General features: G+C 72.6%; 11 protein-coding genes and 2 pseudogenes. 4 read left to right on the top strand and 9 right to left on the bottom strand.

Going from position 1 to position 13108, the window contains the following annotated elements:
• Positions 1 to 71 precede the first annotated feature (71 nt).
• Both ACIOKD_RS22310 and ACIOKD_RS22305 read right to left on the bottom strand, forming a co-directional pair.
• Positions 72 to 869 carry a VOC family protein gene (locus ACIOKD_RS22310; protein ID WP_402086626.1) on the bottom strand — a complete coding sequence of 266 codons (798 nt, stop codon included), beginning with the start codon at positions 867 to 869 and terminating at the stop codon, positions 72 to 74.
• A 188-nt stretch (positions 870 to 1057) separates the two neighbouring features.
• Positions 1058 to 1417 carry a metalloregulator ArsR/SmtB family transcription factor gene (locus ACIOKD_RS22305; protein WP_248780280.1) on the bottom strand — a complete coding sequence of 120 codons (360 nt, stop codon included), beginning with the start codon at positions 1415 to 1417 and terminating at the stop codon, positions 1058 to 1060.
• A gap of 68 nt (positions 1418 to 1485) precedes the next feature.
• On the opposite strand from ACIOKD_RS22305, the gene ACIOKD_RS22300 reads away from it, so the two are divergent.
• Entirely contained in the window at positions 1486 to 2598 is a 1113-nt protein-coding gene (locus ACIOKD_RS22300; protein WP_402086622.1) for a cation diffusion facilitator family transporter, read from the top strand.
• Between the two features lie 4 nt (positions 2599 to 2602).
• On the opposite strand, the pseudogene ACIOKD_RS22295 reads toward ACIOKD_RS22300, so the two are convergent.
• A pseudogene (locus ACIOKD_RS22295) lies at positions 2603 to 2878 on the bottom strand (YbaK/EbsC family protein); the annotation flags it as partial.
• Positions 2879 to 2933: 55 nt separating this feature from the next.
• The gene (locus ACIOKD_RS22290) at positions 2934 to 3506 is read right to left on the bottom strand and encodes a helix-turn-helix domain-containing protein (RefSeq protein ID WP_402086620.1); all 573 of its coding nucleotides are present in this window, start codon (positions 3504 to 3506) and stop codon (positions 2934 to 2936) included.
• 114 nt (positions 3507 to 3620) lie between these two features.
• Here ACIOKD_RS22290 and ACIOKD_RS22285 point away from each other — a divergent pair, with 114 nt between their 5' ends.
• Positions 3621 to 4472: an EamA family transporter gene (locus ACIOKD_RS22285; protein ID WP_402086617.1), complete on the top strand. Its 852-nt coding sequence runs from the start codon at positions 3621 to 3623 to the stop codon at positions 4470 to 4472.
• A 99-nt stretch (positions 4473 to 4571) separates the two neighbouring features.
• Here ACIOKD_RS22285 and ACIOKD_RS22280 read toward each other — a convergent pair whose 3' ends face one another.
• Together ACIOKD_RS22280 and ACIOKD_RS22275 are read right to left on the bottom strand one after the other, a co-directional pair.
• Complete coding sequence (locus tag ACIOKD_RS22280) at positions 4572 to 5348, bottom strand: acyltransferase (protein ID WP_402086614.1); 777 nt, start codon at positions 5346 to 5348, stop codon at positions 4572 to 4574.
• A 153-nt stretch (positions 5349 to 5501) separates the two neighbouring features.
• On the bottom strand, positions 5502 to 6905 hold the full coding sequence (locus tag ACIOKD_RS22275; RefSeq protein ID WP_402086611.1) for an MFS transporter: 1404 nt from the start codon (positions 6903 to 6905) through the stop codon (positions 5502 to 5504).
• A gap of 130 nt (positions 6906 to 7035) precedes the next feature.
• Here ACIOKD_RS22275 and ACIOKD_RS22270 point away from each other — a divergent pair, with 130 nt between their 5' ends.
• Positions 7036 to 8775, top strand: a complete 1740-nt coding sequence (locus ACIOKD_RS22270; protein WP_402086608.1) for a SulP family inorganic anion transporter — start codon at positions 7036 to 7038, stop codon at positions 8773 to 8775.
• Between the two features lie 346 nt (positions 8776 to 9121).
• Here ACIOKD_RS22270 and ACIOKD_RS22265 read toward each other — a convergent pair whose 3' ends face one another.
• Positions 9122 to 10480 (bottom strand): diacylglycerol/lipid kinase family protein, encoded by a 1359-nt coding sequence (locus ACIOKD_RS22265; protein WP_402087025.1) that lies wholly within the window; start codon positions 10478 to 10480, stop codon positions 9122 to 9124.
• Positions 10481 to 10648: 168 nt separating this feature from the next.
• Positions 10649 to 11317: pseudogene (locus tag ACIOKD_RS22260) on the bottom strand (YhjD/YihY/BrkB family envelope integrity protein); the annotation flags it as partial.
• A gap of 243 nt (positions 11318 to 11560) precedes the next feature.
• Between ACIOKD_RS22260 and ACIOKD_RS22255 the strand changes: the two are divergent.
• Entirely contained in the window at positions 11561 to 12091 is a 531-nt protein-coding gene (locus ACIOKD_RS22255; protein ID WP_402086606.1) for a gamma carbonic anhydrase family protein, read from the top strand.
• A 182-nt stretch (positions 12092 to 12273) separates the two neighbouring features.
• On the opposite strand, the gene ACIOKD_RS22250 is transcribed toward ACIOKD_RS22255, so the two are convergent.
• Entirely contained in the window at positions 12274 to 12930 is a 657-nt protein-coding gene (locus tag ACIOKD_RS22250; RefSeq protein ID WP_402086602.1) for a DedA family protein, read from the bottom strand.
• Positions 12931 to 13108 lie beyond the last annotated feature (178 nt).

The raw sequence follows: 13108 nt of genomic DNA, 5'->3' as shown, positions 1-13108 counted from the left end.
TTGGACGCTTTTGCGCCGGAGGGAACCATTCTGGTGGCGCACCCCACAACCGCGGCCACCCGGCCGCGGCCTCACACCTGAGGCTTCGACGTCACCGTGAACTGCGCCCCGTCGGGATCCCGCAGCACCGCCTCCGTGGTGGTCGCGCCGTCCCGGACCGTACCGCCGTGATCCAGCGCGGCACGGACGCAGGCCTCGACGTCCGTGACCGCGAAATGGACCTGCCAGTGGGGCCGGATCGTGGGATCGGGCGCGGCCTCCACCGCGCCGGAGTGAATACGGGCCACCACGTCGCCGTCGCTCCGCAGGACCACCTCGTCCCCGTCGTAGTGCACCTCGCAGCAGCCGGGCCGCGAGGTCGCCCACTCCAGCACCTCGCCGTAGAACATCGCGGCGTCGAAGGCGTTGCGTGTGTGCAGTCGCAAGAAGGCGGGGGCGGCCCGGCGCCAGGTGTCCCAGCCGACGATGAGCTGGCCCTCCCAGATGCCGAAGACGGCCCCGTCGCGGTCCGCCAGCAGGGCCGCCCGGCCCGGTGGGAAGCCGATGGGCCCGACCGCCGCCGTACCGCCGCGCTCCTGGCCCCGGGCCACCGCCTCGTCGGCGCTGTCCACGGCGAAGTACGGGGTCCACGCGACGGCCATCTGCCACATCGTGGCCACGGCGGCGATGCCCGCGACCGGCACCCCGTCCGCGTAGGCGATCCGGAACCGGTCCATCAGCGCGGTAGTCCGGAATCGCCACCCCAGCACCGCCTGGTAGAAGTCCTCGGCGGCCTGCTGGTCGCGCGCCGTCAGGCTGACCCAGCACGGCGCTCCCGCGACCGAGTGGCTGGAGACGACGTCGTTGCGGACTCTTGCGTCGCTGTTCATGGCAGTACCGTTCCTGAGTCGTACCGAGGGGCGTGGGCGGCACCCGACAGCATCGAAAGCACTGGCGGGCCGTGGTGCCGTCCTCCTCAGCATCCCCCGCCCACGCCTCCTTCGCCCGGAGGCGGGCTGGGTCCCACGGCCCGAGTACCCGGCGCTCACACCCGAAACAAACCGGCGCCCGGGGCCGCTCAATCGTGCGCCGGCCTGTCGCTCAGCCGGTGATCGGCCAGATTCAGCGCCTCGTCGACGACCCGCCGCAGATGCCCGTCCCGCAGCGAATAGATCACCCGGCGGCCCTCCTTGCGTGTGTTGACGAGACCCGCGAGCCGCAGCCTCGCCAGGTGCTGGCTGACCGCCGGACGGGCGGCCCCGCACCGCTCCGTGAGGGTCGTGACGTCCGCCTCGTCCTCGGCCAGGGCGTGCAGCAGGACGAGACGGGTGCGATCCCCCAGGAGGGCGAAGAGTTCGGCGGCGAGGGCGAACTGCTCCTCGCCCGGCGTGCGCGGATGCTCATCGTGCGCAGGTGATAGGTGCATGCGTGCGCTCATACGCACATAATGGCTCGGCGGGGCGGACGAGTCCACCTCGTTCAGGGACCTGCCGGGAAGGGGACCACGTGAGCACCGAGCACGACTACGGGCACGAGCGGGCACACGGACATGAACATGGGCACAGGCACGGGCCCAGTCACCAGCACGGGCACGGGCACGACTCAGGCGGCCCGTCCCGGCCCGGGCGCCGCCTCCGGCACCGGCTGACCCACCTCCTCACCCCTCACTCGCACGCGACCGCCGACAAGGTCGACTCCGCCCTGGAGTCCTCGGCCCGCGGTATCCGTACGCTCTGGATCTCGCTGGCCGTCCTCGGCGCGACCGCCGCGGCCCAGGCGGTCGTCGTCGCCCTCTCCGGCTCGGTGGCGCTGCTCGGCGACACCGTGCACAACGCGGCGGACGCGCTCACCGCCGTACCGCTCGGCATCGCCTTCGTGCTGGGCCGGCGGACGGCCAACCGCAGGTTCACCTACGGATACGGCCGGGCCGAGGACGTGGCGGGACTCGTGATCGTGCTGACGATCGCCGCCTCCGCGGTCTTCGCGGGGTGGACGGCGATCGACCGGCTGCTCGATCCACGCCCCGTCGAGCACCTGCCGGTGGTCGCCGCGGCGGCCGTCATCGGGTGCGTGGGCAACGAGTGGGTGGCCCGCTACCGCATCCGCGTCGGCCGCGAGATCGGCTCGGCGGCGCTGGTCGCGGACGGGCTCCACGCGCGGACGGACGGCTTCACCTCGCTCGCCGTGCTGCTGGGCGCGGGCGGCGCGGCGATCGGCTGGCAACTCGCCGACCCGGTGGTCGGTCTGGCGATCACGGCGGCCCTGCTGCTGGTGCTGCGCGACGCCGCGCGCGAGGTGTTCCGCCGGGTCATGGACGCGGTCGACCCGGCCCTGCTCGACTCGGCCGAACGGGCCCTGGGGGAAGTACCGGGTGTACATGGGGTCGGCGAGCTGCGGCTGCGCTGGATCGGCCACCGGCTGCGCGCCGAGGTGGCCGTGGTCGTCGACGGGGAGGCGAGCGTCCGCGCGGCCCACCAGGTCGTGGTCGCGGTCGAACACGCCCTGCTGCACGCCGTACCGGGCCTCACCGCGGCCCTGGTGCACGCCGACCCGTCACCCGCGCCGGGCGAGTCGGACCCTCATCTGGCGCTGGCCCACCACGCGACGGGGCCCGCCTGAGCGGTCAGGCGCCCCCGAGTCCCTCCAGCACCACGGCGCTCGGCAGCTCCGCGAAGGCCTTGCCGGGCACGATCAGCTCTCCGCGCCGCCGGCCGCCGCCCACCAGTACGTACGGCAGATCGACGACGGCCGAGTCCACCAACACCGGCCAGTGGGCGGGCAGTCCGAGCGGCGTGATGCCGCCGTACTCCATGCCGGTCTCGCCGGTCGCCATGTTCATCGACGCGAACGACGCCTTGCGTGCGCCGAGTTGGCGCCGGACCACACCGTTCACGTCGACGAAGGCTCCCGCCCGGGGTCTCGGCCACTCTGTTCGGCGGGCATCCGCACGGCCCTCAGTGCACGCCGGGGACCGACACGGCCATGACCATCTCCACGAGCACGTCGCCCGCGTTGGCGTACGTGTGGGGGGTATTGGCCTCGAAGGAGGCGCTCGAACCGGCCGGGACGCGGTACTCCGCGCCGTCCACGGTGAGCGCCAGTTCGCCCTTCGTGACATGGATGAGTTCGACCGTGCCCGTGGGGTGCGGGTCCGAGGGGCTGCCCTCACCCGGCATCAGCCGCCAGTCCCACATCTCCAGGGGGCCGGGGGCCTCGGTGCCCGCGAGGAGCCGGTTGTAGCTGCCGGCGTCCGTGTGCCAGAGCCGTACGGCCTGTTCCGCCGGGACGATCCGGACCTTGGGACCCTGCTCGTAGTCGAGCAGGGTGGTGATGCTGATGCCGAGCGCGTCGCCGATCTTGACGACGGTGCCCAGGCTGGGGTTGGTGCGGGCCTGCTCGATCTGGATGAGCATGCCGCGACTGACCCCGGCGCGGGCGGCGAGGGCGTCGAGGGTGAAGCCGCGCTCGGTGCGCCAGCGCTTGACGTTGCGCGCCAGTGACTGGGTCAGGAGGCCGAGGTCCGACACATTCCGTCCAATATTCTGGATGACAGAGTCCAATGAGCTGCACTACGGTGAGGTGCACCGGGTTGTTCACCGAACTGTACTGCGAGACCGGAGCGCGAGACCGCGAGGTACGTGATGACTGCACTGTTCGCCCTGGCCACCAGCTTCCTATGGGGGCTGGCCGACTTCGGCGGCGGCCTGCTGGCACGGCGTACTCCCGCACTGACGGTGGTGGTCGTCTCGCAGTCGATCGCCGCGGTGGTGCTGGGCGCGGTCGTCCTGGTGACGGCTGCTTGGAACGAGACGGGCCCGCGGCTGTGGTTCGCGGTGGCGGCGGGCCTGGTCGGGCCCGTCGCGATGCTGGCCTTCTACAAGGCCCTCGCGCTCGGCCCGATGGGGGTCGTCTCACCGCTCGGCTCGATCGGGGTCGCGGTGCCCGTGGGGGTCGGGCTCGCCCTCGGGGAGCGTCCCGGGCCGATGCAGTGCGTGGGCATCGCGGTCGCCGTCGCGGGAGTCGTACTGGCGGGGGGTCCGCAGTTCAGGGGTGCGCCCGTGCAGCGGCGGGCCGTGCTGCTCACGTTGCTCGCGGCGTTCGGCTTCGGGGCGGTGATGACGCTGATCGCCGAGGCGTCGTCGACGCTCACCGGGCTCTTCCTGGCGCTGTTCGTCCAACGCGTCACCAACGTCGTCGCCGGTGGCACGGCGCTGTACGTCTCCGTCCGGCGGGGCGGCGCGGCTGCGCCGAGGGTCGCCCTGCGGTCACTGCCGGCCTTCGCGTTCGTGGGGCTCGCCGACGTGGCCGCCAACGGCACGTACGCGCTGGCCGCTCAGCGGGGGCCGGTGGCTGTGGCCGCGGTCCTCGCCTCGCTGTACCCGGTGGTCACGGCGCTGGCGGCACGCGGGTTCCTGCGGGAGCGGTTGCGCGGCGTCCAGGCCGTGGGGGCGGGGATCGCACTGGTCGGCACCGTGCTGCTCGCCACGGGGTGAGGCCGCCCGCCGGGCCGGGGCCCGCCTGCGCCGGCGCGTCGACCGGCCGGCGCGTCGGCTGCGGGTGCGCCGCGGCCGGGCGCGCCGTTCCCCGCGCCCCTACGGGGCGCTGTCGTGGGCGTCTTCTGTGGCTCTCAGCGCCGCGATGCTCTCCGCGTCCAGTTCGGACAGGGCGAGCAGTTGTTCCGGAGTGACGTTGTCGGGGATCGGGACCGGAGCCGGTGTGCGCAGTGGTGGTTGCCAGCCGTCGGCCGGGGTCCAGCGGCGCACTACGCGGGCCGGTGCTCCGGCCACCACCGCGTGGTCGGGGACCACCCCGCGTACCACCGCGCCGGCCGCCACCACGACGTTCCGTCCGATCCGCGCCCCCGGCAGGATCACCGCGCCCGTGCCGATCCAGCAGCCGGGGCCGATCTCCACCGGCTCCATCCGCGGCCACTGCTTGCCGATGGGCACCTGCGGATCGTCGTACGAGTGGTTCGTGGACGTCACGTACACATAGGGCCCGACGTAGCAGTCGCTGCCGATCGTGACCGTCGTGTCGGCGATGACATGGCTGCCGCGTCCGAGGACGACGCCGTTGCCGACGCGCAGTATGGGCTCGGCGCCGAGGTCGAGGTCGGGCATCAGCCCGGCGGTCAGCGTGACCTGTTCGCCGATGACGCAGTGGTCGCCGAGGTGGATCCACGGCTCCCCGAACACCGTGCCCTGCGGGAAGGCCAGCCTGGTGCCCGTCCCCATCGCACCGAAGCGCAGCCGTCCCGGCCGCTCGGCCGTCACCGCGCCGGTCCGCTGCACCCAGGCCCAGCCCGCGTGGACGGCCCGCTGGACGAGGCGGCTCCGCCGGGACGAGAACGTGTTCTTGCTCTTGGGCACCCGCTCACCGTACTCAGCGTCACGGCCGCCCAAGAGCCCGTGCACCTGTGATCTTCGCCCCACCGCCACCGACCTGAGGTTCACCCGCGACGGATGATGTGCCCGCGTCCTGTCGGAGTGCGCTGACGGGGCGCGGGAGGCCGTTGCGCGTCGTCACGGGTCGGCCTGCTGCCGGGGCAACAGGGTCGCCGCGCCGAGCCCTACCAGGCCCACGAAGGCCAGTACGCCCAGGGCCACGGCGTACGGCCCCGCCGCGGGGTCGGCGACGAGGATCGTGCCGGCGATCGCCGTGCCGAGCGACGAGCCGAGGTTCGACACACTGCGGGACAGCCCCGAGATCTCGCCCTGCCGCTTCTCGCCGAAGCTCGACTGAACGACGTTGACCGACGGGGTGAGCATCACACCGAGTCCCAGGCCGATGAGGAGCAGTCCGGGCGTGAAGGCCCAGACGCTCGGCGAGCCCGCGGCCAACGCGATGAGCAGCCCGATCCCGCAGACCGTGACGCCGAATCCCACGATGATGAGCGTCCGCTGCGGCCATCGCTTCACCAGGCGCGCGGCGGCGAGCGACGCCGTGAGCAGGCCGAGGGTGGCCGCCGTGAAGATGACACCGGTGCGTATCGCGTCGTAACCGCGCACGACCTGGAGGTACGCGGCCACCACGAACGACACCCCCATCAGCATCAGCCACTGGGCGTGCTGGGTGATGAGCCCGAGGTTGGACGTGCGGTCGTTGAACAGGCTCGTCGAGAACAGCGGTTCCCGGCCGGAGCGCTCCTTCGCGCGCAACCAGCGGAAGAGCCACACCAGGACCAGTACACCGAGCACCAGCAGGCCCGCCATCAGCCAGCCGTTCTCGTCGGCGGCCAGGATGCCCATGACGACGAGCACGAGGCCGACCGCGGACAGGACCGCTCCGCCGGTGTCGAAGCGGCGGTCCGGCTCCGGTGGCAGCGGGTCCCTCACATGGCGGCTCAGCACGATGATCAGCGCGACCACCGCCGCCTGGAAGACGAAGGCGGCCCGCCAGCCGATCGCCGAGGTGATGAGCCCACCGATCAGCGGTCCCGCGGCGGCGCCGATGCCGCCCAGCGCCATGACGGTTCCGAACGCGCGGGCCCGGGAGGCCACGTCGGTGAACAGGAGCGTGGTGAGGATGTAGACGGGCGGGATGAGCAGGGCCGTGCCGATTCCCTGGAGGATCGAGTAGCCGAGGGCGAGGACGCCCAGGCCCGGAGCGAGCGCGCTGAGCACGGCTCCCACGCCGTAGACGGTGAGGCCGGCGAGGAAACAGCGCTTGCGGCCGTAGCGGTCGGTCAGCTTGCCACCCGGGATCATCAGCGCCGCCATGGTCAGCAGGAAGACCGTGATGACGGTCTGCACGCCCTGGACGGAGGTGTCCAGGTCCTCGCTGATGTCGTTGATCATGACGTTCATGTTGGAGCCGGCGTAACTGCAGATGAACTGGGCGAGGGCGAGCGGGGCCAGAACGCGTCGCGCGGTACGCGCCGTCTGTCCCGAGGACCCCGTTTCAGGGGGTTTCGGTGGCATGGCCATGTCGGCTCCCGACACTCGGATGCGGATATCGTCCGTGGCGGCCGACCGCCCGTCATCACCCTTGCGAGGTGACGACCGGTTCGTGCGCCACGGAGTAGATGTCGATGAGCGCAACGGGCGGAGGGCAGCGATGCCAGGTGACAGGAAGAGCGCTTCGAGCGTCCCGCCCGGCCTGCGTACGCTCCTGGCCTACCGGCGGGAATGGCTGGTCAAGGACGTCGTCGCGGGCGTCGTCCTGACCACGCTGCTCGTGCCGCAGGGCATGGCGTACGCCGAGCTGGCCGGGCTGCCGGCGATCACCGGCCTCTACACGTCGGTTCTCTGCCTGCTCGCCTACGCGGTCTTCGGTCCGTCACGCATCCTGGTGCTCGGCCCGGACTCCTCACTGGGCCCGATGATCGCCGCCACGGTCCTGCCCCTGATCGTCGCGGGAGGGGACAGCCGGCGTGCCGTGGCGCTCGCGTCGATGCTCGCGCTCATGGTCGGGGCGATCACGATCCTGGCGGGGGTGGCCAAGCTCGGATTCATCGCCGACCTCATCTCCAAGCCCACGATGATCGGCTACATGAACGGCCTGGCGCTCACCATCCTGATCGGGCAACTGCCGAAGCTGTTCGGCTTCAAGACGGACGCCGACGGGCTGATCGGCGAGGTCGGTGACTTCTTCCAGGGGCTGGCGGACGGGAGGGCGATCCCGGCCGCCGTGGCGGTGGGCGGTACGGGGATCGTCCTGATCCTGGTCCTGCAGCGGTGGCTGCCGAAGGTGCCGGCGGTCCTCGTCATGGTGCTGCTGGCGATCGCCGCGACCTCGCTCTTCGATCTGGGCGGACGCGGCGTCGGCCTGGTCGGTGAGCTGCCCCGGGGTTTCCCGCCGCTGACCTGGCCCGGCATCCGCTGGGACGACGTCGGCCCGCTCTTCGTCGGCGCCCTGGGTATCGCGCTCGTCTCGCTCGCCGACACCATCTCCAACGCCTCGGCGTTCGCCACCCGCACGGGCCAGGAGATCCGCGGCAACGAGGAGATGACCGCGATCGGCGCGGCGAACGTGGCGGCCGGACTGTTCCAGGGCTTCCCTGTCAGCACGAGCGGGTCGCGCACGGCTGTGGCCGAACGGGCGGGCGCCCGGAGTCAGCTCACCGGGGTCGTCGGAGCCGGCCTGATCGTCCTCATGCTGGTGCTGCTTCCCGGGCTGTTCCGCAACCTGCCCCAGCCCGCGCTGGCCGCGGTGGTGATCACGGCGTCGGTGTCCCTGGCGGACCTCCCGGGGACGGTACGGCTGTGGCGCCAGCGCAGGACGGAGTTCCTGCTGACGATCGCGGCCTTCCTGGGCGTGGCCCTGCTCGGCGTGCTGCCCGGGATCGCGGTCGCCGTCGGTCTGTCCATCCTCAATGTCTTCCGGCGGGCCTGGTGGCCGTACAACACCGTCCTCGGGCGGGTGCCGGGGCTTGAGGGCTACCACGACGTCCGCTCGTACCCGGAGGCCGAGCACCTGCCCGGACTGGTGATCCACCGCTTTGACGGCCCCCTGTTCTTCGCCAACGCCAAGGCCTTCCGCAACGAGGTGACGCGGCTGGCCCTCGGCGAACCACAGCCCGTCTGGGTGCTGATCGCGGCCGAGCCGGTGACCGACGTGGACACCACGGCCGCCGACGAGCTGGAGGAGTTGGACGAGGCGCTCAACGAGCGGGGCATCAGCCTGGTGTTCGCCGAGCTCAAGGATCCGGTGCGGCGCAAGATCGAGCAGTACGAACTGACGCGCACCATCGATCCGCGGCACTTCTTCCCCACCATCGAGGCCGCCGTCGCCGCCTATCAGGAGAAGACCGGCGCACAGTGGGCTGCGACGGACCGACCGCCGTCTCAGGACTGAGCGCCCGCTTCGCCGGCCGGGCCGACCGCGAAGACGTGCGTGTCCTGGGCGTCCAGGTCGACGAAGAGTCCGGGACCGGTCCACGTTCGGGACCGGTCGGTCCGGGACCGGTCAGTCCGGGACCGGAGCGCGTGTACCGGGTGGCGTCGGGCAGACCGGAGACGTCCGGTCCTAGGGGCCTGGTTCGGGCCACGGCGGCCCTGTCCTCACCTGGGCGCGGTGTCCGGAGAGGTTGACCACCGTCAGGAGGCGGCCCGCTCCGGTGGACGGCGGTGAGCACCCTCTCGTGGAAGGCGCGCAGCGCGACGTCCGGTGTCCTGCGCCGAGGCGGCCCGGATCCGTCCGGTTATCCGGTTGATCCGCCGGGCTCCGTCGGCCGTGCCCCCGTCGAGCGTGCGCGACCGCGGGCCGACGGCAGAGCCAGCCGGACGATACGGAGCCAGTCGAGCCCCGGCAGCGCCGAGCGCATCCGCGGACGCTCGCGCGGCACCAGGACGCTCAGCGCACCCGGCCGCGTCTCGCAGCGCACGGGGACGCTCAGGTTCAGCGCCTCGCCGTCGACACCGACCCGGATCCGCTCCTGGTCGGCGTCGACGACCACCTCCCGCGCCGTGACCCGGGTCAGACCGGTGGCACGGCGTCCGCGCAGGAGTCCGGCGGCCTGGGCCGCACTGGCCACGTCGACCCCGACGACCCCCAACTCGCCACCGTCCAGCCGGGCCCGGCGGCCGAGTCCGGCGATGTCGCCCGTGCCGTAGGGGTTGTTGCTCACCAGCAGCGCCTGCGGTGCCTCGAAGTCCACCTCACCGGCCCGGGCGGCAAGACGCGCGCCGCGATGGCCCACGAGCAGGTCGGGGAGGAGTTCCAGGGTCGTACGGGTCTTGCCGTCGCGGTAGGCAGGGCTCTGCACCACCTCGGCGTACGCCCCGAACGACACGTTGTTGACGAAGGGGTGGCCGGCCGCGCGGCCCAGGTCGACGCGGAGGAGCACCCCGTCGGTCAGGGCGTCGAGCGCCTTCGCCGGATCTTCGCGGTCGAGCCCCAGGTCGAGGGCGAAGTGGTTGCGGGTGCCGGCCGGCACCACGAGGAAGGGGAGGCCGAGCGACGCGGCGACATCGGCCACCAGTGCCTGGGTGCCGTCCCCGCCCGCGACACCGAGCAGATCGGCCCCCTCGGCCGCGGCCTCGCGCGCCAGTTCGGCGACGTCGGTCTCGCCGGGCCCTTCCAGGAGGAGGACCCGCGCGCCCAGTGCCTCGGCCTTCTCCCGCAGCCCGAACCGCTCCACCTTGCCGCCGCCCGAGCGCGGATTCATGATCAGGACGGGGTGCCGCACCCGCGGGGCGGGGTGCTCCGGCGTCCGGGCCGGCCCGTCGGCGCGGACGAGGGCTCTGCGGCCCGCGCCGACCGCGACCATCAGCAGCGCCCCGGCCACGACGACGACCCATGCCAGCTGTGCCCGGGTGTACGCGACGACGATCCACACGGGCGCGGCGACGGCCAGTACGGCGGCGAGCAGACGCCACACGCTCCGTCGCGTGAGCACCCACCAGAGTGCCGCCGCCGTGACCGCGAGACCGGCCAGTCCCACACCCAGCAGGGCGAAGGTCCGCAGTCCCGCGAACACGCCCAGCACCAGTACCGCCGCCGCGGCCGCGGCCAGCGCTCCGCGCGCCGACCACCGCTGCCCCCGTGTAGTGGGTTCCATGGCGTCATGATCGTTCGTGGTCCCCGGGGGCGCATCACCCTTGGCAGGCGATCCGGCACGGGTTTCGGCACGGGTTTCGGCTTGGGGTGCTTCGGCTTGGGGCGGCCCGGCACGGGGTGGTTCGGTCAGTCCCAGCCGGGGTCCGAGGAGAGCGTCGTGGGCGAGTACGTACCCGACGGCGAACCCGCCGGCGACGACCGCGAAGAAGAGGATGAGCCAGGACAGCACCGTGAAGACGGAGCCGAGCGGCCCGTACCGCTCGACGCTCAGTTCCAGTGCACGCGGCAGCCGGAGCCCGGACACGGCGGAGTACAGGACGACCCCGGTCCCGGTGAGCAGGGCGCCCGGCAGCAGCGGCAGCCACGCCACCCGCCCGGCCAGCAGCAGCTGCTGCGTCCACCACCACATGAGGACCGCGGAGGCGAGCTGCAGGGGGAACCCCAGCGCGGCCCCGGCGCCGAACCCGTCGCGCAGCGCCCCCTGGGACACCAGGACGGTGACCCAGACGAGGAGCCATACGCCCCAGCGCCACACCACGGTCCGCAGTCCGGAGCGTGGCAGGTGCCAGGAGCGCTCGCACAGCCTTTGCAGCGCCCGGCTGAAGGCGGTCGCGGACAGGAGCGCCACCAGCACCCCGATCGCGCCCCAGGTCTCCAGCGACTCGGCGGCGCCGGTGTGGACCGTGTCGACCTGGGCCAGGACCGGTCCCTCGGTGCCCAACTGGCCGCGCAGCGTCTCCACCAGTTCCCGGCGGACCGCGGGCGGGGTGAGGGACGCGATGGCGAAGAGCATCGGCAGCGCGGCCAGGAAGGCCTGCGCGGCGAGACGGGTCGCCATGTCCAGGATGTTCACGCGCACGAGCTGTCGGCCGACGGGGCCCGCGACGCGGCCCGTCACTGTCCGGGCGAACCTCGTGAACACCATGACCGTGCCCTCCCGGCCCCCGGAAACCTGTCGGCGACTCACCCTCTTCCCCGTCGGGCCGCCGCGCCTCGCCCGGGGCGGGTGACACGGCCCCGGAGGGCCGGGCCGGCGGCCCGTCGCCTACCGTGCCGGTGTACCGACGACGAGGAGACAGTGATGACGCACGAGGCGCTGGTCATGGGGATCGGCGGCAAGGAGCCGCGGCTGGACCCGGAGGCGTTCGTGGCGCCCACGTCCGTGGTCATCGGGGACGTCACCCTGCGGCCGGGCGCGAGCGTCTGGTACGGCGCGGTGCTGCGCGCGGACTGCGGTCCGATCGTGATCGGGGCCGACAGCAACGTCCAGGACAACTGCACGCTCCATGTCGACCCGGGTTTTCCGATCAGCGTCGGGGAGCGGGTGTCCATCGGGCACAACGCCGTGGTGCACGGGGCGGTTGTCGAGGACGACTGCCTGGTGGGGATGGGGGCGACGATCCTCAACGGGGCGGTCATCGGGGCGGGGTCGCTCGTTGCCGCCCAGGCGTTGGTGCCGCAGGGGATGCGGGTGCCGCCCGGGTCTCTCGTCGCGGGTGTGCCCGCCAAGGTGAAGCGGGAACTCAGCGCCGAGGAGCGGGAGGGGGTTTCGCTCAACGGGGTGTTCTACGTGGAGTTGGCGAAAGCCCACCGGGGCGCCCACGAGGGGTAGGCCGGGGGCGTTTGTGGCGGGTGCGGGTCCGTCGTGGCCGGATGCGCAGTTCCCCGCGCCCCCGAAAAGGCGCCACGAAGGTAGCCGACTGGTCTTCGGCACGTGCGGGTCCGTCGTGGCTGGGCGCGCAGTTCCCCGCGCCCCTGAGAAGGCGGGGCTGGGACCGTCCTGAAGAGCCCCTGTCAGTCGGTCGCGGGGACCGGCTCCGCCGCAGGCGTCGCGGTGTCGGCCTCCGCTGTCATCCTCTTCGCCTTGCGCTTCATGATCAGCATGGAGGCGGCGCCGATGAGGACGGCGAGTACCAGGCCGAGCCAGGAGAAGCGCTTGAGCCAGGATTCGGCCACCACTCCGACGTAGTAGATGACCGCCGTGGTGCCGCCCGCCCAGATGATTCCGCCGAGGACGTTGGCGATCAGGAACTTCCAGTACGGCATGCGCAGCACACCCGCGAGCGGGCCCGCGAAGATGCGCAGCAGGGCGATGAAGCGGCCGAAGAAGACGGCCCACATGCCCCACTTCTCGAAGGACCGCTCGGCGGTGGCGATATGGCCCTCGCCGAAGTGCTTGGGGAATCTGGCGCCGAGCCAGGCAAGCAGCGGGCGCCCGCCCCTGCGGCCGATGGCGTAGCCGATGGAGTCACCGATGATCGCGCCGGCGGTCGCGCAGGCGCCGAGGATGACGGGGTCGATGTCACCGTGCTGGGAGGCGAGCAGCGCCGAGGAGACGAGGATGATCTCGCCCGGCAGCGGGATGCCCAGGCTCTCCAGGCCGATGACCAGGCCCACCAGCGCGTAGATGCTGACCGCAGGCACGGTCTCTAGCCATTCCTGGACGTGCAACGCCGGTTCCTCCCGATCACCGCGGTCCGGGCCGGGCCCGGGGGGGGGGGGGGGGCCGCCCCGCCCCCCCCCCCCCGCCCCACACCCCCCCCCCCCCCCCCCCCCCCCCCCCCCCCCCACACCCCCCCCCCCCCCCCCCCCCCCCCCCCCCCCCCCCCCCCCCCCCCCCCCCCCTACG

Source organism: Streptomyces sp. NPDC087844 (genome assembly GCF_044742785.1).
Taxonomy (GTDB): domain Bacteria; phylum Actinomycetota; class Actinomycetes; order Streptomycetales; family Streptomycetaceae; genus Streptomyces.
This window is presented reverse-complemented; position numbering and strand designations above follow the sequence as displayed.